The sequence below is a fragment of the Pseudomonas sp. PDM28 genome (assembly GCF_019219115.1).
In the GTDB taxonomy this organism is placed as follows: domain Bacteria; phylum Pseudomonadota; class Gammaproteobacteria; order Pseudomonadales; family Pseudomonadaceae; genus Aquipseudomonas; species Aquipseudomonas laurylsulfatiphila.
The window spans coordinates 1-23,300 of sequence record NZ_JAHUWG010000016.1; the positions used below are offsets into that span (position 1 = coordinate 1).

The following is a 23,300-nucleotide window of genomic DNA, read 5'->3' on the forward strand; positions in this document are numbered from 1 at the left end:
CCTGCTCCCCTGGGCTCAAGCTGCAAGCCTGATACCTGTCGGTAAGCAGAAAACCCTGTGGGAGCGGGCTTGCCCGCGATAGCGGCAGCACATTCAACATTGATGTGTCTGACATACCGCCATCGCGAGCAAGCCCGCTCCCACAGGTCTACTGGTGATCTGAAGATTGTGGTCAGGGCGGATCAAGTTGATCCAGTGCGCGGTTCACCGCCAACTCCCCCAACATGATCACCTGCGCGATGCCCAACAGCGCATTGCGGCTCGACCCTTCCAGATGATCCACCAGATCGTTGGCCATGACATTGGCCGACGCCAGCGACTCGCAGGCGTGCACCAGCAAGGTTTCGGCATTGAGCTCGGGATTGACGATGAACATCGTGCTGGGTTTGTGAGGGGTGACCATGATGTGGGGGCCCGGGTTGAGCGCGCGCTCGGCGGCTTCGTGGAGCTTGCTTGAATCGAGGCTTTCGTACGGAGATGCCGGATCGGTGTCCGGCGGGTTGGGTGTGACTTTGAACATAGTGAAACTCCTCGCATCGTAAAAAGGAGCCATCACTCTCACGCTACCAAACGTAGGGTGGTGGCCATACGCAGGTTGGTAGACCGGGATGCAAGGAGACCGGCGCGCCCGAAGGCGCCCTGTGCATGGCCACCATAGAGCAGAGTAGAAAAACGCTGCAGATGATGACGCTTTGCACCTCACATAGCCGGGCTACCAAACCCGATCACTGTTGTTATCCAGCGACCGGTAAACGATAAAACCCAGGCCCAAGGCGCACAAGCCGGCGGATTCTGGCGTACCTGTAGGCAATGACGCAAGCCGTTGTAGCTTGCGGGAAGTAACGCTGACAGCGCTTAAACACCACGCTCCCATCAATGGCTTTCCACGCCCTACAGGCGTTGAAAACATCAGGGAAATACAGGAAATATCCGACGCCATTTTAAGGTTGGCCGTCGGAAGTTCGAAGGTTAACTTTGCAGCCCCGGGCAAGTACATGCGATGGCGAAGGAGACCAAATCGGTGCGTCTAAACCAACAGAAAAAAACAGTCCGATATGCGCGGACCTTGAAACACGCCATTAACGTATTTGGCAATCAGCAATTGGCTAAGGACTGGCTAAAGAGACCTTGCAAGTATCTGGAAGGCAACATCCCGCTGGAACTGATCAGCAACTCGCCTGGATACCAGAAGGTTGAAAATTATCTGACCCGGATTGAACTCGGGGTTTATCAATGATCGTTACGTCATACGTCTACTGAAAAACTTGTAGCTTGCCGCTGCTCCTATCCCCCAAGGGATATATACACCGCAAAACCCCCATTGCTAGTTTGGCCCCCGACGCACTGATTCATCACTGCAAGGGAGCCCGCCTCGTGAACAACACCCCGCCAAGCGATATCGAATTCTGCAATGTGGTCAAACGCTATGGCGAGGTGCAGGCCGTCAACGGTCTGGATTTCGCGGTGCGGCGTGGCTCGTTTCATTCCTTTCTCGGTGGCTCGGGCTGTGGCAAGACCACCACCCTGCGCATGATCGCCGGCTTCGAGCAACCCACCAGCGGCGAGGTTCGTCTGGCCGGTAAAAGCGTCGCCGGGGTGCCGGCGTTCGAGCGGCCGGTGAACATGGTGTTCCAGCATTACGCGTTGTTCCCGCACCTGACCGTGGCGCAGAACATTGCCTACGGCCTGCGCTATCGCACACCGCGCCCGGACAAGAAACAGCAACTGCGCATGGCCGATGAAGCGCTGGAGATGGTGCGCCTGAGTGGCTTTGGCCAGCGCAAGCCGAGCGAGCTTTCCGGCGGCCAGCAACAGCGTGTCGCCCTCGCCCGCGCACTGGTCAACAAGCCGACCGTGTTGCTGCTCGACGAACCACTGGCCGCGCTGGACCGCAAGCTGCGCAAGGAGATGCAATCGGAGTTGCTGCGTTTGCAGCGCGAGGTCGGCATCACCTTCGTGCTGGTCACCCACGATCAGGAAGAAGCCCTGTCGATGAGCGACAGCATCAGCGTGATGCACAACGGTTCGATCATCCAGACCGCCACCCCGGAGCAACTCTACGAGGCTCCGGCCAGCCGCTACGTCGCCGACTTTATCGGCGAGTCCAACCTGTTCGACGGCACCGTGCGCCAGCTCAACGGCAATTCGGTGGTGCTGCGTACCGAGCAGGGTCTGGAACTGACCAGCCCGCTGACGCCCACCGGCAAAGCCCTGAGCGCCAACACAGCCGGTTGCATTGCGGTGCGCCCGGAGCTGATCAGCATCGCCGGCGCCCATGCCGAGATGAGCCGCGAAGTGAAGCTGCCGGGCTGCGTCGAAGACCGCATTTACCTGGGCAATTGCACCGAATACCGCGTACGCACCCAGGCCTTCGGCGTGGTCTGCGTGCGGGTACCGCGCCAGCAGGATCACGGCGCCAATGCCTTCGAACACGGCGCAGCGGTTCGCGTCGGCTGGGATCACGCCAATGGCCTGGCCATGGCGTTGTAAATCATCGATTCGTTTCATCAACCGGATGTGGAGCGTGCTATGGACCAGAAGACTTTTATAAAAACCCTGCGCAGCTGGCAGAACGGCTCGATCAGCCGTCGCGAGTTCCTTGGCCGCACCGGCCTCGGCATTGCCGCCGCCGTGGTCGCAACCAACATGCCCGGCCTGCTGACCTCCAGCGCCGAGGCCGCCGAGCAAGCCAAGCTGGGTGATCGCCTGTCGCTGGCGACCTGGCCGAACTACCACAGCCAGGAAAACCTCGACGCCTTCGGCAAGACCACCGGCGCCCGGGTGTCGATGAGCGTGTTCGGTTCCAACGAAGAAATGCTCGCCAAATTGCAAGCCGGTGGCAGTGGCTGGGACGTGCTGGTGCCGACCAACTACACCATCAGCACCTACGTCGGGCTGGGCCTGATCGAACCGCTGGACCTGTCGCGCATTCCCAACTTCGATGCCTCGGCGTTCCAGCAGAAATTCATGGCCCAGGGCACGGTGGACGGCAAGGTCTACGCGGTGCCGAAAAACTGGGGCACCACCGGCATGCTCTACGACACCGGCAAGCTGAAAAACGGCCCGACCAGCTGGAAGGAATTCTGGGTCGCCGCCCAAGGCCCGGCCAGCGGCCGGACGATGGTCCACGACTACCAGTTGACCGCCATCGGCAACGCCCTGAAAAGCTTCGGCTACAGCTTCAACTCCCTGGACCCGAAAGAACTGGCCGACGCGGAAAAGCTGCTGATCGAGGTCAAGCCGCACCTGTTCGCGATCAACTCCGACATTCAACCGTCGATGCGCAGCGGCGATGCCTGGCTGGCGATGTCCTGGACCGGCGACGCTTCGCAACTGCACCGCGACAACGCGCAAATGCAGTTCGAACTGGGCAAGGAAGGTGGCGAGTTGTGGAGCGACTTCTTCGCGATTCCGAAAAGTTCGGAGCACAAGGATGCCGCCTACGCGTTCATCAACTATCTGCTTGATCCGCAGCACAACAAGCTGGAAGTGCTGAGTCACGGCTACCCGAGCGGCGACAAGCGTGTCGACGCGCTGCTGCCTGTGGCGATGCTCGACGACCCGATCATGTACCCGGCCGCCGAGGCCTTGAGCCCGCTGGAGTTCGGTGCCGCCGCGACGCTGACCAGCCCGGCGCGCGCCGAACTGATGGCGCGTTTCAAGTCCGCCTGATCGCCTGACCATGGCCAATGAGGAGTCACCCATGAATGCCGCCGCCCACCCGCAAACGGTGCAGCCGGGCCATGCCCTGTCGGTCGAGGTTCGCCAACGGCGCAGCCTCGGCCGGCGCATCACCCTGCTGATGCTCTTGCCTTCGACCCTGTGGTTCCTGCTGCTGTTGTTGATGCCGCTGGTGATCATCCTGGTTTTCAGTTTCGGCGAGCGCAGCGCCGTGGGCGGTTACGCCGGTGGCTTCACCCTGGCCAACTACCTGAACCTCGGTTCTCGCGGCGCAGCGTTCAGCAATACGCTGATGCTCGCGCCGCTGGGCACTCTGGTGTGTCTGGTGGCGGCCTATCCGCTGGCGTACTTCCTCGCGGTCAAGGTCAGCAGGAACCGTTCGCTGTTGCTGACCCTGGTGATCGTGCCGTTCTGGACCAGTTTTCTGATCCGCACCTACGCGTGGATTTTCATCCTCAGCGGCAAAGGCATTCCGGCGCTGCTGGCCAGCCTGGGGCTTGAGGATGTGCGGCTGATCAACACGCCGTGGGCGGTGCTGATCGGCATCGTCTACGGCTACCTGCCGCTGATGGTGTTCCCGATCTACGTCAGCCTGGAAAAACTCGACAAGCGCCTGCTCGAAGCGTCCGCCGACCTGGGCGCCAGCGCTTTCGAAAGCTTTCGCCGGATCACCCTGCCGCTGTCGGCGCCGGGGATCATCACCGGGGTGATGCTGGTGTTCATCCTGCTGATGGGCGAGTTTCTGATCCCGGCCATTCTCGGCGGCGGCAAGGTGTTCTTTGTCGGCAATGCGCTGGTCGACCTGTTCCTGCAATCGCGCAACTGGCCATTCGGCAGTGCGCTGGCCATGACGTTGGTGGCGATGATGCTGCTGATCATCGGCGTGTATCTGAAACTGGTGGCGCGCTACGGCGGCCGCCCTGCCGATGGAGGCTTGTGACATGTGGCTGCGCAGCTATTCGACTTCGCTGTACCTGTTCCTCTACACGCCGATTGCCTTGATCGTGCTGTTCAGTTTCAACGCCGGGCGCAGTGGCCTGGCCTTCCAGTGCTGCTCGGTGCAATGGTTCGGCACCGCGTTCGGCAACCCATTCATCATGGAAGCCCTGGGCAACAGCGCACTCATCGCCGCAAGCTCCGCGGTGATCGCCACGCTGTTCGGCACCCTGGCGGTGTTCGGCTTGCAGCGCTGCGGCGCCAAGGTACGCCTGCTGTTCGATGCGCTGACCTACTGCGCGATTATCGTGCCGGGCATCGTCATCGGCATCTCGACGCTGATCGCCTTCATCAGCCTGTTCGACCTGATCAACCCGCTGCTGGCGAGCTGGCTGCCCACTGTGCCGAAGTTGAACATGGGCTTCTTCACCGTGATCGCCGCGCATTCGCTGTTCACCATGGCCCTGGTGATGGTGATCGTGCGCAGCCGTGTCGATTCCCTCGACAAGGCCCTGCTGGAAGCCTCGGCGGATCTGTACGCGCCACCGATGGACACCTTCTGGCGGGTGACCCTGCCGCAGATCAGCCCGGCGATCATGGCCGGGTTCCTGCTGGCGTTCACCTTCAGCTTCGACGATTTCATCATTGCCTTCTTCGTCGCCGGTTCCGAAACGACGTTGCCGATCTACATCTTTTCCTCCATCCGCCGCGGCGTGACGCCGGAGATCAACGCGATTTCCACGGTGATCATCTGCGTGTCGCTGGCCCTGCTGTTCACTTCCCGCCATCTGCAAAACCGCCGCACCGGCGTCCAGGAGTCGCACCATGCGTGATCAGCTCTACATCAACGGCGAATGGGTCAGCCCGGACCTGGGCGGCTATCTGGACGTGATCGACCCGGCCACCGAACAGGTCTTCCACCGCGTGGCGGCGGGGACTGAAGAGGACGTCGACCACGCCGTGCGCGCGGCCCGGCGGGCCTTCGACAATGGTTGGGGTCAGACCAGCGGTGCCGAGCGTGCGCATTGGCTGGAGGCCTTGGCCGATGAACTGGAGGCCGGCAAACAGGCACTGGCGGAACTGGAAGTGCGCGACAACGGCAAACCGCTGCCCGAAGCGCAGTGGGACATCGGCGATGCCATTGCCTGCTTTCGTTACTACGCCGGTCTGGCCCGCGATCTGGACCAGCAACAGGATCAGCCGCTGGCCTTGCCGGACGAGCGTTTCCGCTGCCGCATCCGCCACGAGCCGATTGGTGTGGCCGGGCAGATCATCCCCTGGAACTACCCGCTGTTGATGGCTGCGTGGAAGGTGGCACCAGCCTTGGCCGCCGGGGCCACGGTGGTGTTGAAACCGTCCGAGCTGACGCCGCTGACCGCCCTGGAACTGGCCGCCGCCGCCGACCGTATCGGCTTGCCGGCCGGGGTGTTGAACCTGGTCACCGGCCTCGGCGCCGACGCCGGCAGTCCGCTCACCGAACATCCGGGCGTGGACAAACTGGCCTTCACCGGCAGCGTGCCCACCGGGGCGAAAATCATGTCGGCGGCAGCGCGGGACATCAAGAACATCAGCCTGGAACTGGGCGGCAAGTCGGCCTTCATCGTGTTCGATGACGCCGATGTCGACGCCGCCGTGGAATGGATTCTGTTCGGGATCTTCTGGAACCAGGGTCAGGTGTGCAGCGCCACATCACGCCTGCTGGTGCAGGAATCCATCGCCCCGCGCCTGATCGAACGACTGGTGGAGGAAACCCGCAAGATCAGTATCGGCCCCGGTATGCAGCCCGGGGTTCTGCTGGGGCCGCTGGTCAGCCAGGGCCAGTACGACAAGGTGCTCGGTTTCATCGACCAGGGCCTGGCCAGTGGCGCCCGTATGCTCACCGGCGGACGGCGACCGACGCATCTGGCTGAAGGGTATTTCATCGAGCCGGCGATCTTCGATGAGCCCGGCCACAGCAGCATTCTGTGGCGCGAAGAAGTGTTCGGCCCGGTGCTGTGCATCAAGCGTTTCAAGACCGAAGAGCAAGCCGTGCAAATGGCCAACGCCAGCCGCTTCGGCCTGGCCGCCGCCGTGATGAGCGCCGACTTGCAGCGCACCGCCCGGGTCGCCAACCAGCTGCGCGCCGGGATCGTCTGGGTCAACTGCTCGCAACCGACCTTCGTCGAAGCACCTTGGGGCGGGATGAAACACAGCGGCATCGGCCGGGAACTGGGGCAATGGGGGTTGCACAATTACCTGGAGGTCAAGCAGGTGACCGAGTACGTCAGTGACCAGCCGTGGGGGTGGTACCTGAAATAAACAGTCCCCCCTGTGGGAGCGGGCTTGCCCGCGAAGGGGCCGGCACATCCAGAAAAGATGGCGCCTGACACGCCGCCTTCGCGGGCAAGCCCGCTCCCACAGAGACGGAGGCCAGCCGTGGGATTGGCGGTCGCTGAAGATCAAAACTGTGGGAGCGGGCTTGCTCGCGAAGGCGGTAGTTCAGCCAATATCTCTATTGGATTTGCCGGACTCTTCGCGGGCAAGCCCGCTCCCACAGGGATTGTGGCCAGCCTTGGAGTTGGCGGTCGCTGAAGATCAAAACTGTGGGAGCGAGCCTGCTCGCGAAAGCGGTGGGTCAGTCGACATCTCTGTTGGATGTGCCGGCCTCTTCGCGAGCAGGCTCGCTCCCACAGGGATTGTGGCCGGTCGCGGGATTGGCGTTCACTGAAGATCAGAATTGTGGGAGCGGGCTTGCTCGCGAAAGCGGCGGGTCAGTCGACATCTCTGTTGGATGTGCCGACCTCTTCGCGAGCAGGCTCGCTCCCACAGAGACTGAGGCCAGCCGTGGGATTAGCGTTCACTGAAGATCAAAACTGTGGGAGATTCTATGGTTGAGGGAAAGCCCTCAACTGGCTTTTGGCTGATATTCGCTTTGCCCTTTCAGCAAGGCGAATACCACCCGAGCAAGCTTGCGAGCCAGCATCACCAACGCCTGAGTGGTGCTGAACCCCCGAGTTCTTTGTTCTTCGTAATACCCTTTCCAGGCTTTCGTACGGCTAGCCGACATCGCTGCATTGTGCAGAAGTCGGCGGGCCTCGGGGTCACCGCGCTTGGTCAAACTGCGGCGAGCGTCCTTCTGTCCTGATTTCGCCACCCGTAAATCCATGCCCAGGAAGGCGATAAATGCATCCGCGTTTCTAAAATCCCCTCGCTGAAATGCGGTTATCAAGCGGGCCCCAGTCAAAAAACCAATACCCTCAACTTTCAGGCAGCGCTTCAATTGACCGAGCAAACCGGCTTCTTTGAGCTGATCGTTGATCGTCTTTTCGATCAGCGTCTCAAGCTGCTGCATGGACTTCACTTGCTCGGCAAAAGCCGCCTTGAGCAGCGGCTCATTCGACCAGCTCTGCACCAGGCCGACCCTGGCCTGGACCAAGGCTGCGCGACGGCGGAAAAGGCTCAGGAGCTGGCGGTACAGCGGTGAGGGCGGGGTCCAAGGACGCAACTCCTCGGCTTCGTTCTTCAGGTAACGAGCCAGTAGCTTGGCATCCAGTGCGTCGGTTTTGGCGCGGATTTTCACGCCTTCGCGATAATGTTTGAGTTCATAGCCTCCCACCATGTAAATCGTGCAACCGGCCTCATAGGCCAGATCAGCGAAGTCCAAGTGGTAGATGTTGGTCGCCTCAATGGCAATAGCCACCGTCCCCGACAACGCCTTCAGCCACTGCTTGATGGATGTTTTGGTGTTGGCAATCTCTTCAAGCAAATCACCATCAGACTGATAAATCACCAGTTCATTCTTGGCGACATCCACACCCACGATCGGTTTTGATAGAGAGACCGGCATTGCCACAGGATTTCCTCCGGGATAAGGTTTGAGCACTTGAAGGGCTCACCCAGAGGCGCAGGCTTGTTCCTATCGTCGGTCTAGCCAGATGCATTCTTTATCGGCGCTTGGGTGAAAGGAGGAGGGGCGATATCTCCCACGGTCTGTACTGCGTCAACAGTCAGAATCGAGCCTTGTCCCTCCTCCTCCCTTCAAGTCCTACCATACAAGCGAGCCTGCTCGCGAAAGCGGTGGGTCAGTCGACATCTCTGTTGGATGTGCCGACCTCTTCGCGAGCAGGCTCGCTCCCACAATGGATCGGCGGTGAACACGGCATTGGCATACATCCGTTCCCGCCATTTTTTTGCTGACCAGCAGGCTTGTGACTGCGGGCTAACAACAGGTAATTTGGACGGCCAGCCCTCCAAGACACGCCGGAGTTGATCCATGCGCATCGCCTTGCTGTCCGACATGCACCTGTCCGTCAACGCGGTTCCTTTTCCCGCCGTGGAGGCCGATATTGTCGTGCTCGCCGGGGACATCGCGCGACCCGCCAAGGCCATCGAGTGGGCCAGGGCGTGCCCGGTTCCGCTGCTGTACGTGGCGGGCAATCATGAGTTCTATGGCAGTGACCTGGTCTCCACCTACGAACAGCTGAACAGTTTGTCGCAAGGCACGCAGATCCACGTGCTGGAACGTTCGGAATACATCCACGACGGCGTACGTTTTCTCGGTTGCACCTTGTGGTCTGACTATCGTCTGCTCGACAGCCCCGAGGACCGAGCGCTGGGTATCAACCTGGCGACTCAACTGATCCGTGACTTCAGCCACATCAAGATCGCCCCCGACTTTCCAGACCTGTTCACGCCGGCCATTTCCCAGCTGGTGTTTCTGCAGACGGTCGCCTGGCTGGATGACTGCTTCACCCGCGACAGCAGCACGCCCACGGTGGTGATCTCTCATTTCGCCCCGACACGATCGAGCATCAGCCCGACGTTTGCCGGTTCACCGATCAACTCGAGTTTTGTCTCGGACCTCGAAGCGCGGATCAAAGACTGGCAGCCAGCCCTGTGGCTGCATGGGCACACCCATGGCAGTTTTGATTATCGTGTGGGCAATACCCGGGTGGTCTGCAACCCACGGGGCTATGCCAAGAACGGCATCAATGAAAATCCTGATTTCGATGATGCCTTCGTGATCGATCTGGATTTCTGAGGTAACGCTCGGGTCAGCAGCACCGCGTATTGCATTTCCCCCGGCCAAAACGCGCTTCCTGACGTTCGCGGAAAAACATCTCATAACTCATCACTGGCTCACCCGGACGGTTGCGGGCCATTTGTGCCACGTAGTTGTCGTACTCGGGAACACCGACCATCAATCGGGCGCTCTGGCTGAACATTCTGGCAACCTGCTGCAGTTTGCGGAACATGGCGGATCTCTCTGTGGGCGTGGGACCTGGCCCATCAAACCGCGCTCATGTATCGGCATTGTGTCCAGATCGGGCGCCTTTGTATTTTCAAGTATCCAGGCTCGCGCCCGATGGACCGCCGGCAACCCGCTACACTTTCCTCGCTCCGCCGCTGCACCCGAGCGGCCAAGGCCCCTGACTTCTGATCTGGAGGTATCCCATGAGCGACAGCAGCGAACTCACCACCTTTACCGGTTGGGCCGCCACGACAGCGGGCGCGCCACTGGAACGCTACAGCTACGATCCCGGTCCGTTGGGCAACGATGAGGTGGAAGTCGCCGTGGAGTATTGCGGCGTCTGCCACTCCGACCAGTCGCTGATCGACGACGATTGGGGTATCAGCCGCTACCCGTTCATTCCCGGCCATGAGGTGGTCGGCCGTATCGTGCGCATGGGCGCCCAGGTGCGTGGCCTGGAACTGGGGCAACGGGTGGGCATCGGCTGGTACAAGGGCAGTTGCATGCATTGCACCTCCTGTATCGAAGGCTCGCATAACCTGTGCAGCACAGTGCAACCGACCATCATCGGCAGCAACGGCGGTTTTGCCGACCGCGTCCGCTCGCACTGGGCCTGGGCCCTGCCGATCCCTGCGGGGCTCGACCCGGCAATGGCAGGGCCGTTGTTCTGTGCCGGCTCGACCGTGTTCAACCCGCTGGTGGAATTCGGCATCAAGCCCACTGACCGGGTCGGCGTGGTGGGCATCGGCGGCCTTGGTCACCTGGCGCTGCGCTTTCTCAACGCCTGGGGCTGCGAAGTCACGGCGTTCACCTCATCGCTGAGCAAGCAGGACGAAGCCAGGCGCCTGGGCGCACACAAGGTGGTCGCCTCGACCGACTCCGATGCGCTCAACGACATTGCCGGCACCCTGGATTTTCTCCTGGTCACCGCCAACGCCAATCTCGACTGGACCGCCATGCTCGCCACGCTGCGCGGCAAGGGGCGCCTGCACTTTGTCGGCGTCGTGCCCGACGCCATTCCGGTGCACGTGTTCAACCTGATTCCCCAGCAAAAAACCATGTCCGCCTCACCGGTCGGTTCACCCGCCAACACCGCGGCCATGCTGGAATTCTGCGCCCGCCACCAGATCCTGCCGCAGGTCGAGATGTTTCCCATGAGCCGGATCAACGACGCCATCGATCACTTGCGCAGCGGCAAGGCGCGCTACCGCGTGGTGCTGGACGCCAGCCAGTGACAGGAGAGCCGAACGCGGTCTCCTGTCACTGGCTTGCCAGCGATGGTCGTTAACGATAACGCGGGTGAGCTGGATGAACGCGGCGCACTGGAGTCCATCGCCAGCAAGCTGGCTCCTACAGTTTCAGCGTGGGCACGGCCCCCTGTGGGAGCTGGCTTGCCTGCGATGGTCGTTAACGATAACGCGTGTTAACCGGATGAACGCGGCGCATTCGAGTCCATCGCCAGCAGGCTGGCTCCTACAGTAGTTTCAGCGTGGGCACGGCCCCCTGTGGGAGCTGGCTTGCCAGCGATGCTCGTCAACGATAACGCGTGCGAACCGGATGAACGCGGCGCATTGGAGTCCATCGCCAGCAAGCTGGCTCCTACAGTAGTTTCAGCGTGGGCACGGCCCCCTGTGGGAGCTGGCTTGCCAGCGATGCTCGTCAACGATAACGCGTGCGAACCGGATGAACGCGGCGCACTGGAGTCCATCGCCAGCAGGCTGGCTCCTACAGTTTCAGCGCGGGCACGGTCCCCTGTGGGAGCTGGCTTGCCAGCGATGCTCGTCAACGATAACGCGTGCGAACTGGATGAACGCGGCGCATTGGAGTCCATCGCCAGCAAGCTGGCTCCTACAGTAGTTTCAGCGTGGGCACGGTCCCCTGTGGGAGCTGGCTTGCCAGCGATGGTCGTTAACGATAACGCGGGGGAATTGGATGAACGCGGCGCATTCGAGTCCATCGCCAGCAGGCTGGCTCCTACAGGTTCCCGGGAATGTCTGAAGGACTTTTTTGTCTTCAGGGATTGGCTACCTGCGCCGGCACCATTGGCATGTGCGGGTCGTTCCAGCTGAACCGATAGGCTTTGCCGGCTTCTGGCGGCTGGCATTTGCCGTTGTCGGCATCCACGCCCACGATCGACCAGTTCGCCCGTGAGTTTTCGCCCAGTTCACGGGCCGCTTCGGCTTTGAAGCACTGGTTCAAAACGTCATCCGGCACCAAGGCGTAGGCCTTGGGGTGTTCGCGCAGATACAGCGCGGCCTTCTCGATGGACGAGTTATCCATGCCGAAATGCACGATCGGCTGGCGGGCGAACAACCAGTGCCCCTCCTCCCAGTTGACCAGCACCAGATCGGCGTCCTGGGTCATGGTCGCCGCCTGCGCCATCAGCACCTGATCGATGTTGGTGCCGTCCTTGAGCGGTTCGATGAAACCCCGGGCGAACCACAGCGCGAACCAGGTCGCCACCAGTGCCGGCAACACCCGACGCAAACGCGGGTGCTTTTTGAACCAGCGCTTGAGCAGCCACGGGATCAACGGCGCGGCGACCAGCACCAGCCCGGGCAGCGCCGGGTAGATGTACAGCTTGCGCTTGCCCGTGCTGATGCAGAAGAACAGCACCACCAGCACCACCCAACCGAGCAACACCAGGACCCGCCCGTCACGCTTTTGCAACTGACGACGCCAGGCTGGCACCAGCCATGGCAGCACCAGTACCAACGGTAGCCAGTACTGCGGAATAACGTTGGTGAAGAAGTACCAGAACGGTTCGCGGTGATGCCACGCGGCGGCATAGCGGCCCGCGGTCTGGTGCAGGAGGATCTCCCGCGCATAGGCAATTTCGTCGGCGCGGCCATTGAAGGCGATGGACAAGGCCAGGGGCAACAGCCAGATCGCGATGGCGCCAAGCAACAGCGCAAACCCCAGCAACCACTTGCGCGTCTCGCCAGGCATGGCCACCACACCCGGCCAGCCTTTGCGCACCGCATAGGCGTACGGAATCAGCAACAGCGCCGGCAAAAAACCCACGCCTTTGGTGATCACGCCAATGCCCATGGCCGCGCAGCCGGCGTAAAACCAGCGCCACGCCGGGCCGAGCAGCAGGTGCCGCGCCAGACCGTACAGGCCAAGCGAAGTGAACAGAATCAAAAAGCTGTCGATCTGGCCGGTGCGCAGGATGCTGTAGGTCTGGTAGGTCGCCAGGTACAACAGCGCAGCGTTACGCCCGATACGCTGGGTCCACAAGCGGCGGCCCAGGTCATAGACCATCGCCGTGACCGTCACGGCCGAAAACAGTCCCGGCAGGTAGAGCGCGATGTTGGGCTTGCCGGTCAGCCAGGTGAAGAACGCCACCGTCCACATGAAAATCGGCGGTTTGTCGCCGTAGATCTCGGCGGCACGGTGCGGGATCAACCACGAGCCGTTCTGCAGCATCTCCAGGGCGACGCCGAGGAAGCGCTCCTCATCCACGTTCTGTGCCTGGCGTAGCCCCAGCCCCGCGCCGATCAACAACAGGGCAAGCAGCATCAGCCCCAGGCACTCGACCCGGGGCGACAACGATCTACGCATGGTTTATTCCTTCACGCTGCGGCTTTTGGCAATCAATTGCAGGTTGCGAAAATAGACGATGGAGCCAAAGGCCTGCCCGGCAATGAACACCGGATCCTGACGGTAGATGGCGTAGGCCAGCAGCAAGGAGCTGCCAACGATGCTCAGATACCAGAAGCTGGTCGGGATCACGCTGCGCTTTTTGTACTCGCTGTACAGCCACTGCAGGACAAACCGCCCGGTAAAGGCAATCTGCCCTGCAAAGCCGACCACCAGCCACAGGGTTTCACGGGTCAGCATCATCCCTGGAGCTCCTGGGCAATGGTGTTCAGCCGCGTGCGCTTGATCAGCCACCAGACACCGATCAGGTCAAGAATCCCCACCAGCGCGCGGTCGAGGTTGCCGTATTTCGACACCCCGGCCGTGCGCGGCCGGTGGTTGACCGGGTGCACGATCATGCGCCCGTTGTGACGCTGGATCAGCGCCGGAATGAAGCGGTGCATGTGGTCGAAGTACGGCAGGCGCAGGAACGCCGCGCGCTCGATCAGCTTCAGGCCGCAACCGGTGTCCGGGGTGGCGTCCTTGAGCAGACGGCGGCGCAGGTTGTTGGCGAACCGCGAGGCGTAGCGTTTGCTCGCGGTGTCGCGGCGATTGACCCGGTGCCCGGCGACCAGTTGCACATCGACCTTGCCCGGTTCGCCGCGCACCAGCGCCAGCATGCCGGGGATGTCCGCCGGGTCGTTCTGGCCGTCGCCATCGAGGGTCGCCAGCCATTGCCCGCGGGCCTCGCGGGCGGCGTGGTACAGCGACGTGCTCTGCCCCAGCGACCGCTCGTGATGGAGGATGCGCAGGGTGTTCAAGCCGTCGTGGCGGATCTGCCGCAGTTCCTGCAGGGTCGCATCGGTGCTGCCATCGTCGACGACGATGATTTCGTACGACTCATGGGCCAACGCCACGCGAATTTCCTCTAGCAGCGGCTTGAGGTTGTTCGCTTCGTTCTTGGCGGGAATCAGTACGGATACAAAAATGTCTTGGCTCATGGAGTCTCTCTCGCCCTTTATGATTTTTCCGAGATCAGAGGCGAACGCTTCAAATCCGATAGAACTGCCGATACCACTGCACAAACGCTGCGACGCCGGTTTCCAGCGTCACCTGCGGGCTGAAGCCCACCCATTCGGCCAGTGCCGAGACATCGGCCCAGGTCTTGACCACATCACCGGCCTGCATCGGCAGGTAGTTGCGTCGGGCCTGCAGATGCAGGGCCGACTCCAGGCACTCGATGAAATCCAGCAACGCCACCGGTTTGCCACGCCCGATGTTGAAGAGCCGGTTGACGCCAGCGGCGCCGCCTTGCGGCACCGGAGGCTTTGGACGCAGTCGGGCGATGCCTTCGACAATGTCGTCGACGTAGGTAAAGTCGCGCGACATCTGGCCCTGGTTGTAAATGTCGATGGGCAGGCCTTTGAGGATGGCGTCGGTGAACTTGAACAGCGCCATGTCCGGGCGGCCCCACGGGCCGTAGACGGTAAAAAAGCGCAAGCCACTGGCTTTCAAGCCATACAAATGGCAGTAACTTTCGGCCAACAGTTCATTGGCGCGCTTACTGGCGGCGTACAGCGATACGGGATGTTCGACAGGGTCATCGACACTGAACGGCATCTTGCTGTTGGTGCCGTACACCGAACTGCTCGAGGCGTAGATCAGATGCTTGGGGCGATGGTGCCGACAGGCTTCCAGTACATTGAGAAAACCGACCAGGTTCGACTGGGCATAGACATCCGGGTTGTCCAGCGAATAACGCACCCCGGCTTGCGCCGCCAGGTGCACCACCTCGGTAAAACCGTGGTCGCGGAACAGGTCCATCAGGGCCGGTTTGTCGACGATGTCCATTTTCCGGAAGTGAAAACCCGGCAAAGTCTCCAGCACCTTGAGGCGTGCGTGCTTGAGTTCCACGTCGTAGTAGTCGTTGAGGTTGTCGATACCGACGACGTCCTGCCCCTCGCGGCACAAGCGCTGGACCGTATGAAAACCGATGAAACCGGCAGCACCGGTGACCAGGACGGTCATGGGAGGCACGCCATCGACAGCGCCGTGATCGGCGCGAGATTACTGATCCAGACCCTCATCAGCTTCATGTGTGGTTCCTGCTTATCGCGTCATTCGCGCACGGTTACGTTATGAAGCTTATAAAACAGAAACATTTCAGTTTCGATAGCACCTCGCACGGCCTCAAAAAAATAAAATATTTGGCCGAAATCACCGCTGCTATCTGGCAGATCCGTCATGGGGTTTGTAAAAGCGGAACAAGCCAATATCCACGGTCTTGATGTATTTCCTGGCCCAATCCGGCTTGGCCGTACGGTCATGGAAATACAAGGCACCCTGGGTGCGATCCGGCAGCTCTTTGTTCAGGGCCTTGCGCGCGATTTCCTTGGCCATCGCATACGGCACCTCTTCCTGGACCGAATCGGATTTGCCGTCACACCACCAGGAGAACTGACAGCTCTTGGTCTCCGATCCCTGCTTGACCACCTTGCACACCGTGTCCGGAAAGCCCTCGTGACCCAGGCGATTCATGACCACATTGGCCACCGCCTCCATGTCGGCAGCGTCCTTGCCCTTGGCTTCCCAGTAAATGGAACGGGCCAGGCACGTGATCGCATCGTCCAGCGGCGCGACACCCGCCGGGTCAACGGCCTGGACCTCGGACGGAGTAATGGCTTCGACCTTGGGTTCCGTTGCGGGCTTTTTGTTCTCGGCGGCCTTCTGTTCCAGCACCTCGGCCTTGTTCTCGGCCGATTCCTTTTTTTGTTCCTGATCCGTAGCCGATACCGGGCCGGCGAACAGCGTGAGGGCAAGGCAGGTGGCGATCCAGTCGAGGCGCATGGTCGGTGTCACTCGGTGAGCGATTCGATACAGTGTAGTAGTGAAATGATTTCGCTTACCCCACTACACTCTGGATAAATCCGTTGTCCTGGATGGGTCAACTTCGCGCATCATGGGCGCCATCTGCTCAAGGGGGATTTTCATGGGATTCATCTCATCCGCAATGCGCCTGGCCGGTGTGTCACTGGGCCTGGTATGTGCCGCCAACGCCATGGCGGCGGACGAAGCGCAATTGATCGAATCGATCAACCTCTACCGCAGCCAACTGCAGCGCTGTGCCGGCCAGGTGTCATCGGAGCTGCCGCCACTGTCGGCCGACCCGCGCCTGGTGCTGACCGCCCCGAGCATCGGTGATCTGCAGCAAGCCATGGCCGCTGCCGGTTATCCGATGAAGAACGTGCAGGCCATCAGCCTGTTCGGACCTCGCGATGCAGCCGCGGCGATGAAGGCGATCCAGGAGAGTTTTTGCCAGATCGTCCTCGACCCGCAATTCGTCGATGTCGGCGTCTTCCGCCAGGACCGGCAATGGCGCATCGTGGTCGCTCGGCCATTGTTGAGCGCACGCCTGGGCGACGCCCAGACCGAAGGCCAGAAGCTGCTCACCGAACTCAACGCCGCACGCACCCGCCCACGCCAGTGCGGCGCGCAATCCTTCGCCGCCGCGCCGCCGCTGGCCTGGAACGCCACACTGGCCAGCGCCGCCGAAGGCAACTCGCGCTCCATGGCCAACAACAACTACTTCGACCACAAGGACCGCGATGGCCGCACCCCGGGCGACCGCGCGGAACTGGCCGGCTACGACTTCCAGCAGATCGGCGAAAACATCGCCGCCGGGCAAGACACCGCGCACAAAGTGGTCGAAGGCTGGCTGACCAGCCCCGGCCACTGCGCCAACCTGATGAACCCGCAGTTCCGCGAACTGGGCGCGGCTTACGCGACCGATCCGAAGAGCGATGCGGGGATTTACTGGACGGCGATGTTTGGGGCGCAGTAAGAACAAGACTCTGTGCGCTTCAAGGATTTTTTGCGGTGAAACTGAAGTCCTTGGCCGCGAGGCATATCGTACCTGTAGGAGCGAAGCTTGCTCGCGAAAAACGTCTGAACAACGCGATCATTCAGACAGCGCGCGTTATCGTTGACGTCCATCGCGAGCAAGCTCGCTCCTACAGGGAAACACGTACCCATCAGAACCAGGTCGGCCGGTAGGCCGCCTCGCTTTTGCTTTGGCTTTTGATCTTCTTGCCCCCTCGAGAGGCCGAGCGCAGGTTCTGCGCAGTGGGCAACCCGGCATGGATGCCGGGTTAGCCGCCGCCGGCCATGGATGGCCGATGGCGGCTGGCTCTGTAGGAGCGAGCTTGCTCGCGAAAAACCTGAGAGCACCGCGGGGTGTCAGGCTCCCCGCATCATCGTTGACCTCCATCGCGAGCAAGCTCGCTCCTACAGGCTTTTCCAAAGTGACCCGCCGTAAGGGCGGAACCAATAGTCGCCGTTACCCCAGGAATGGATATTCACCCAACCCAATCCAAACACCTCAAAGCAAACTGGAACCTACTAACGACTTGCCCTCAGTGACTACTCATCCCAGCCACCTGCATCAACACCCGCAACGCCCCCGCCACCACCCCCAACGCAACCACACTGCCCAGCCAGATCAACACCAGCCACCCCAGGCGCTTGTACCAAGGCGCCGGTGCCGGTTCACGGGAATCAATGGTAGCCATCGCCAATCCTCACTTTGCCGCGGAACACGTAGTAGCTCCAGACCGTGTACATCAGGATGATCGGCAGGATGAACAGCGCCCCGATCAGGATGAACAACTGGCTGGTCGGTGGTGACGCCGCCGCCCACAGGCTGATCGACGGCGGCACGATGTTCGGCCAGATACTGAACGCCAGACCGATGTACCCCAGGAACACCAGCATCAGGGTGAAGGCGAACGGCCAATGGGTGTGGCGTTGGCGCAGGGTCTTGAGCAAGCCGAACATCGCCAGCAAGGCCAGCACCGCGAGACCTCCAAACACCGCCAGGTGCGCATGGGCAAACCAGCGGGTGGCGATGTCCGGATGCAGGATCGGCGTCCACACGCAGATCACGCCGATCACCGCCAATAGCAGCCAGGCCAGGGGCCGGGTGAACAGGCGCATCCGCGACTCGAGCATGCCTTCGGTCTTGACCAGCAACCAGGTGCTGCCGAGCAGCGCATAGGCGACGATCAGGCCGACTCCGCAGAACAACGGAAAGGGTGCCAGCCAGTCCAGCGAGCCACCGGCGAACTGGCGGTCGACCACCGGGATACCGGCAATGTAAGTGCCGATCACCACGCCCTGGGAGAAGGTCGCCAGCAGCGAGCCGCCGATGAACGCCATGTCCCAGACATGCCGCTTTTCAGGGCTGGCCTTGAAGCGAAACTCGAACGCCACGCCGCGGAAGATCAAGCCGCACAACATCAGGATCAACGGCAGGTACAGCGCCTCCAGGATCACCGAATAGGCCAGCGGGAACGCGCCGTACAGGGCCGCACCACCCAGCACCAGCCAGGTCTCGTTGCCGTCCCAGACCGGTGCCACGGTGTTCATCATCACATCGCGCTCCTTCGCATCCGGGATCAGCGGAAACAGAATGCCCAATCCCAGGTCGAAGCCGTCCATGATCACGTACATCATCACGCCGAAGGCGATGATCACGCCCCAGATCAGCGATAAATCGATACCTTGAATACCCATGACTCAACTCCCTTCCTTCAATTGACGCGGGCGTCGGTTTCGAGGATTTCAGCGTCGGCAGACAGCGGCCGGCGCGGTGTGATGACCTGATCGGCATGCACCGCAGGCGCCTGCTCGTGATGGGGTTTTGGCCCCTTGGCCACCAGTTTCATCATGTAGCCGATACCCACCGTGAAGACCGAGAAGTAGATCACCACGAACAGCGCCAACGAGAGGCTCAACTGCGTGACGCTGTGATTGGACGCGGCATTCGCGGTACGTTGCAGGCCATACACCACCCACGGCTGGCGCCCCACTTCCGTGGTGATCCAGCCGGCGAGCATGGCGATCAGGCCGCTTGGCCCCATCCACAGCATCAGGCGCAGGAACCAGCGATTGCGGTAGATGGCACCACTGCGACGCAGGACCAGGCCGAGCACGCCGGCCAGCACCATCAACATGCCCAGCCCGGCCATGACGCGGAAGCTCCAGAAAATGATCGTCGCGTTGGGGCGATCCTCTTTCGGGAAGCTTTTGAGCGCCGGGATTTGCTTGTCGAGGCTGTGGGTCAGGATCAGGCTGCCCAGGTACGGAATCTCGATGGCGTATTTGGTCTTCTCGGCCTGCATGTCCGGGATGCCGAACAGCACCAGCGGCGTCGCTTCGCTACCGTTGTTTTCCCAGTGCCCTTCGATGGCAGCGATCTTCGCCGGTTGATGTTCCAGGGTGTTCAAGCCATGGGCGTCACCGACCACGGCCTGGATCGGGCAGACGATCAAGGCCATCCACAGCGCCATCGACAGCATCTTGCGCACTTGCCGGGTGTCGTTGCCGCGCAGCAGGTGCCACGCCGCCGACGAGCCGACAAAGAACGCCGTGGCCACGAAGGCGGCAATCGCCATGTGCGCCAGGCGGTAAGGGAACGACGGGTTGAACACGATGGCCAGCCAGTCCAGCGGCATCACGCGACCGTCGACGATCTCGAAACCCTGGGGCGTCTGCATCCAGCTGTTGGAGGCGAGAATCCAGAAGGTCGAAATCAGCGTGCCGATGGCGACCATCACCGTCGAGAAGAAGTGCAAGCCACGCCCTACCCGGTTCCAGCCGAACAGCATGACCCCGAGGAAACCGGCTTCGAGGAAGAACGCCGTGAGCACCTCATAGGTCAGCAACGGCCCGGTGATGCTGCCGGCGAAGTCGGAGAAGCGGCTCCAGTTGGTGCCGAACTCGTAGGCCATGACCAGCCCCGAGACCACGCCCATGCCGAAGTTGACGGCGAAGATCTTCGACCAGAAATGGTAGAGATCGCGGTAGGTGTCGTTGTGGGTCTTCAGCCATAAGCCTTCAAGTACCGCCAGGAAACTGGCCAGCCCGATGGTGATGGCGGGAAAGATGATGTGGAACGAAACCGTGAACGCGAATTGCATCCGCGCCAGGTCCAGTGCCTCCAGATTGAACATGTCGAAATCCTCATTGCGGATTTAAAACTGTGGGAGCGAGCTTGCTTGCGATGAGGCCGGCACCTTCAACATCAATGGCGCCTGGCACCCTGCAATCGCGAGCAAGCTCGCTCCCACAATGTCTTGAGTGATCGGTACTAGGCGGCGGACGTCGAGATCAGGTTGCTGGCCCTGGCCTGCTCCAGCCGGATGGCGACGAACTTGGAAGTCGGCGTGAAGGTGCGGTCACCGTAACTTTCCAGCGGCACCAGTGGATTGGTCTCCGGGTAGTACGCCGCCGCCTGACCGGCCGGAATGTCGTAGGCGATCAGGGTGAAACCGCTGACCCGACGTTCGCGTTCGTCGTCCCACAGCGCCACCAGGTCGACCTTCTGCCCCGGTTCGAAACCCAGCCGGCGAATGTCCTGCTCGTTGGCGAACACCACGTCGCGCATGCCGTAAACCCCGCGATAGCGGTCATCCAGGCCGTACAGCGTGGTGTTGTACTGATCGTGAGAGCGCATGGTCTGCAGAATCAGGTGCGGCTTGACCACCAGGTTGCGCACGCCCTCGCTGATCAGGTGCTCCGGCAGCACGCTCGGGGTGAACTGGGCTTTGCCGCTGGCGGTTTTCCAGATGCGTTTGGCTGCGTCGTTGGGCATGTGGAAACCGCCCGGGTGCAGCAAGCGCCGGTTGAAATCTTCGAAGCCGGGAATGGTGTCGGCGATCATGTTGCGGATGCGACCGTAATCGCCGATGGCCCAGTTCCAGTCGATCGGGTGTTTGCCCAGTGTCGCGGCCGCGATGCCGGCGATGATCGCCGGTTCCGACAGCAGGTGTTTGGACTTGGGTTTCAGTTGGCCGTGGGAAATGTGGATCATGCTGAAGGTGTCTTCCACGGTGACGCCTTGCGGCCCTTCGGCCTGGATGTCGATGTCGGTGCGGCCCAGGCACGGCAGGATCAGCGCCTCACGACCGGTGACCAGATGGCTGCGGTTGAGCTTGGTGGCGATGTGCACGGTGAGGTCGCACTTGCGCAACGCGGCGTGGGTACGCGGCGTGTCCGGGGTGGCCTGGGCAAAGTTGCCGCCCAGGGCGATAAACACTTTCGAGCGCCCCTGCTCCATCGCGCCGATCGCCATCACGGTGTTGTGGCCATGCTCACGCGGCGGCTTGAAGGAGAAGCGTTTTTCCAGGGCATCGAGCAACTCGGTGGGCGCCAGCTCGTTGATGCCCATGGTGCGGTCGCCCTGCACGTTGCTGTGACCGCGAACCGGTGACAGGCCCGCGCCGGGACGGCCGACGTTGCCGCGCAGCAGCATCAGGTTGATGACTTCCTGCAGGGTCGGCACCGAATGCGTGTGCTGGGTCAGGCCCATCGCCCAGCACATGATCACGCGCTTGGCCCGGGCGTACATGCGGGCCGCGAGCTCGATGTCTGCCAGGGGCATGCCCGACTGCTGCTCGATGTGCTCCCAGCTGGTGGCGTCGACTTCGCCCAGGTAGGCGCCCATTCCGGAGGTGTGTTCGGCGATGAACTCGTGGTCGAACACCGGCTCGCCGCCGCTGACCTGTGCTTCGCGCTCCCACTGCAGCAGGAACTTGACCATGCCGCGCATGACCGCCATGTCACCACCCAGTGCCGGGCGGAAGTACGCGGTGTTGGTCGGCTCGGAGCCGTTCATGAGCATTTCGATCGGGTGCTGTGGATGCTGGAAGCGCTCCAGTCCGCGCTCCTTGAGCGGGTTGATGCAGATCACCTGAGCTCCGCGCTTGACCGCTTCGCGCAAGGGTTCGAGCATCCGCGGGTGGTTGGTGCCGGGGTTCTGGCCGATGACGAAGATCGCGTCGGCATGTTCCAGGTCGTCGAACACCACGGTGCCTTTGCCCACGCCGAGGCTCTCGATCATGCTCACCGCGCTGGCTTCGTGGCACATGTTCGAGCAGTCCGGAAAGTTGTTGGTGCCGTAGGCCCGCACGAACAGCTGGTACAAATAAGCCGCCTCGTTGCTGGCCCGGCCCGAGGTATAGAACTCGGCCTGGTCCGGCGATTCCAGCGCGTTGAGGTGCCGGGCGATCGTCGCGAAGGCCTCGTCCCAGGTGGTTTCCACGTAACGGTCGGTGGCCGCGTCATAGCGCATCGGGTGGGTCAGGCGGCCCTGATACTCCAGCCAGTAATCACTCTGTTCGGCCAGCGCCGAGACGCTGTATTTGTTGAAGAACGCCGGGTCGACCAGACGCCCCGTGGCTTCCCAGTTAACCGCTTTGGCGCCGTTTTCGCAGAACTTGACCATGCCGTTTTCCGGCGACTCGCCCCAGGCACAACCGGGGCAGTCGAAGCCGCCGTTCTGGTTGGTCTTGAGCATGGCGCGAATGTTCTTCAGCGCGTTTTCACTGCCCAGCCAGTTCTTGGTGACAGCAATCAGTGCACCCCAACCGGCGGCGGCACCTTTGTAGGGTTTGTAGCGGTCGACTTGAGACATGGTACTTCTCCGTGACCTGATTCAGGCCATTGATCGTTTGACGGAGAAAAGCATATGAACAGGGGTAAATTATTGTCTAATCGCTATTTACGACCGCATTATCGAAACGCTCTATCATTGGTTTTTATCATTATTAATCAATGACTTAAAATCAATTAAAGTCCTTTAAACCACAAAACAAAGTTCATCATCGACCCGCTCGATCACCCGGTTGTTAATAGTGATTGGACGCCCGTTAAAGTTGCTCTTAGCCTGCGCTCAACAGATCCGTTTACAGCGCAATACCTGTAGGAGCGAGCCTGCTCGCGATGGACTCAAGAGCACCGCGTTCAGTCAGCCAGCACGCGTCATCGTTAACGACCATCGCGAGCAGGGCTCAACAGATCCGTTAACAACGCA

Annotated in this window: 21 protein-coding genes; 9 read left to right on the forward strand and 12 right to left on the reverse strand. The window is 61.3% G+C overall.

All coding sequences use genetic code 11. The features are described 5' to 3' along the window. Nucleotides 1–172 precede the first annotated feature (172 nt). Nucleotides 173–520: a DUF6124 family protein gene (locus tag KW841_RS28440; RefSeq protein WP_218480623.1), complete on the reverse strand. Its 348-nt coding sequence runs from the start codon at nucleotides 518–520 to the stop codon at nucleotides 173–175. A 501-nt stretch (nucleotides 521–1,021) separates the two neighbouring features. Between KW841_RS28440 and KW841_RS28450 the strand changes: the two genes are divergently transcribed. The 6 genes from KW841_RS28450 (at nucleotide 1,022) to KW841_RS28475 (ending at nucleotide 6,915) form a co-directional block, all read left to right on the forward strand. Then, nucleotides 1,022–1,237 (forward strand): antitoxin Xre/MbcA/ParS toxin-binding domain-containing protein, encoded by a 216-nt coding sequence (locus KW841_RS28450; RefSeq protein ID WP_371319546.1) that lies wholly within the window; start codon nucleotides 1,022–1,024, stop codon nucleotides 1,235–1,237. A gap of 137 nt (nucleotides 1,238–1,374) precedes the next feature. Next, nucleotides 1,375–2,490 (forward strand): ABC transporter ATP-binding protein, encoded by a 1,116-nt coding sequence (locus KW841_RS28455; protein ID WP_218480626.1) that lies wholly within the window; start codon nucleotides 1,375–1,377, stop codon nucleotides 2,488–2,490. 39 nt (nucleotides 2,491–2,529) lie between these two features. Continuing rightward, nucleotides 2,530–3,672: a PotD/PotF family extracellular solute-binding protein gene (locus tag KW841_RS28460; RefSeq protein WP_102702570.1), complete on the forward strand. Its 1,143-nt coding sequence runs from the start codon at nucleotides 2,530–2,532 to the stop codon at nucleotides 3,670–3,672. A gap of 31 nt (nucleotides 3,673–3,703) precedes the next feature. Continuing rightward, nucleotides 3,704–4,621 (forward strand): ABC transporter permease, encoded by a 918-nt coding sequence (locus KW841_RS28465; RefSeq protein ID WP_046037379.1) that lies wholly within the window; start codon nucleotides 3,704–3,706, stop codon nucleotides 4,619–4,621. Between the two features lies 1 nt (nucleotide 4,622). Further along, nucleotides 4,623–5,450, forward strand: coding sequence for an ABC transporter permease (locus tag KW841_RS28470; RefSeq protein ID WP_218480627.1), 828 nt, complete (start codon nucleotides 4,623–4,625; stop codon nucleotides 5,448–5,450). Continuing rightward, on the forward strand, nucleotides 5,443–6,915 hold the full coding sequence (locus tag KW841_RS28475) for an aldehyde dehydrogenase family protein (RefSeq protein ID WP_218480628.1): 1,473 nt from the start codon (nucleotides 5,443–5,445) through the stop codon (nucleotides 6,913–6,915). Before KW841_RS28470 ends, KW841_RS28475 begins: the two co-directional genes overlap by 8 nt. A gap of 586 nt (nucleotides 6,916–7,501) precedes the next feature. Here the strand turns inward: KW841_RS28475 and KW841_RS28480 are convergent. Continuing rightward, complete coding sequence (locus KW841_RS28480) at nucleotides 7,502–8,443, reverse strand: IS110 family transposase (protein ID WP_015093239.1); 942 nt, start codon at nucleotides 8,441–8,443, stop codon at nucleotides 7,502–7,504. Between the two features lie 426 nt (nucleotides 8,444–8,869). Here KW841_RS28480 and KW841_RS28485 point away from each other — a divergent pair, with 426 nt between their 5' ends. After that, entirely contained in the window at nucleotides 8,870–9,637 is a 768-nt protein-coding gene (locus KW841_RS28485; RefSeq protein WP_218480629.1) for a metallophosphoesterase, read from the forward strand. Nucleotides 9,638–9,650: 13 nt separating this feature from the next. On the opposite strand, the gene KW841_RS28490 is transcribed toward KW841_RS28485, so the two are convergent. Further along, the gene (locus tag KW841_RS28490; protein ID WP_007981151.1) at nucleotides 9,651–9,851 is read right to left on the reverse strand and encodes a YbdD/YjiX family protein; all 201 of its coding nucleotides are present in this window, start codon (nucleotides 9,849–9,851) and stop codon (nucleotides 9,651–9,653) included. A 199-nt stretch (nucleotides 9,852–10,050) separates the two neighbouring features. Here KW841_RS28490 and KW841_RS28495 point away from each other — a divergent pair, with 199 nt between their 5' ends. Next, nucleotides 10,051–11,082 (forward strand): NAD(P)-dependent alcohol dehydrogenase, encoded by a 1,032-nt coding sequence (locus KW841_RS28495; RefSeq protein ID WP_218480630.1) that lies wholly within the window; start codon nucleotides 10,051–10,053, stop codon nucleotides 11,080–11,082. A gap of 778 nt (nucleotides 11,083–11,860) precedes the next feature. On the opposite strand, the gene KW841_RS28500 is transcribed toward KW841_RS28495, so the two are convergent. The 5 genes from KW841_RS28500 to KW841_RS28520 form a co-directional block, all read right to left on the reverse strand. Next, on the reverse strand, nucleotides 11,861–13,411 hold the full coding sequence (locus KW841_RS28500) for a glycosyltransferase family 39 protein (protein ID WP_218480631.1): 1,551 nt from the start codon (nucleotides 13,409–13,411) through the stop codon (nucleotides 11,861–11,863). A gap of 3 nt (nucleotides 13,412–13,414) precedes the next feature. After that, complete coding sequence (locus KW841_RS28505; protein ID WP_007976061.1) at nucleotides 13,415–13,693, reverse strand: lipid-A-disaccharide synthase N-terminal domain-containing protein; 279 nt, start codon at nucleotides 13,691–13,693, stop codon at nucleotides 13,415–13,417. Continuing rightward, nucleotides 13,690–14,430, reverse strand: coding sequence for a glycosyltransferase family 2 protein (locus KW841_RS28510; protein ID WP_218480632.1), 741 nt, complete (start codon nucleotides 14,428–14,430; stop codon nucleotides 13,690–13,692). Before KW841_RS28510 ends, KW841_RS28505 begins: the two co-directional genes overlap by 4 nt. 49 nt (nucleotides 14,431–14,479) lie before the next feature. After that, nucleotides 14,480–15,457, reverse strand: a complete 978-nt coding sequence (locus tag KW841_RS28515; protein ID WP_218480633.1) for an NAD-dependent epimerase — start codon at nucleotides 15,455–15,457, stop codon at nucleotides 14,480–14,482. Nucleotides 15,458–15,655: 198 nt separating this feature from the next. Continuing rightward, the gene (locus KW841_RS28520) at nucleotides 15,656–16,276 is read right to left on the reverse strand and encodes a cell wall hydrolase (protein WP_218480634.1); all 621 of its coding nucleotides are present in this window, start codon (nucleotides 16,274–16,276) and stop codon (nucleotides 15,656–15,658) included. Between the two features lie 142 nt (nucleotides 16,277–16,418). On the opposite strand from KW841_RS28520, the gene KW841_RS28525 reads away from it, so the two are divergent. After that, nucleotides 16,419–17,270, forward strand: coding sequence for a CAP domain-containing protein (locus KW841_RS28525; RefSeq protein ID WP_218480635.1), 852 nt, complete (start codon nucleotides 16,419–16,421; stop codon nucleotides 17,268–17,270). A 571-nt stretch (nucleotides 17,271–17,841) separates the two neighbouring features. On the opposite strand, the gene KW841_RS28530 is transcribed toward KW841_RS28525, so the two are convergent. From KW841_RS28530 to KW841_RS28545, 4 genes are all read right to left on the reverse strand, one after another. Next, a complete protein-coding gene (locus KW841_RS28530; RefSeq protein WP_218480636.1) occupies nucleotides 17,842–17,997 on the reverse strand; it encodes a DUF2474 domain-containing protein in 156 nt (51 codons plus the stop codon). After that, nucleotides 17,984–19,000: a cytochrome d ubiquinol oxidase subunit II gene (gene cydB / locus KW841_RS28535; RefSeq protein ID WP_218480637.1), complete on the reverse strand. Its 1,017-nt coding sequence runs from the start codon at nucleotides 18,998–19,000 to the stop codon at nucleotides 17,984–17,986. Before cydB ends, KW841_RS28530 begins: the two co-directional genes overlap by 14 nt. 17 nt (nucleotides 19,001–19,017) lie before the next feature. Continuing rightward, nucleotides 19,018–20,439, reverse strand: coding sequence for a cytochrome ubiquinol oxidase subunit I (locus tag KW841_RS28540; RefSeq protein WP_218480638.1), 1,422 nt, complete (start codon nucleotides 20,437–20,439; stop codon nucleotides 19,018–19,020). Nucleotides 20,440–20,576: 137 nt separating this feature from the next. Continuing rightward, entirely contained in the window at nucleotides 20,577–22,901 is a 2,325-nt protein-coding gene (locus tag KW841_RS28545) for an FdhF/YdeP family oxidoreductase (RefSeq protein ID WP_218480639.1), read from the reverse strand. Nucleotides 22,902–23,300 lie beyond the last annotated feature (399 nt).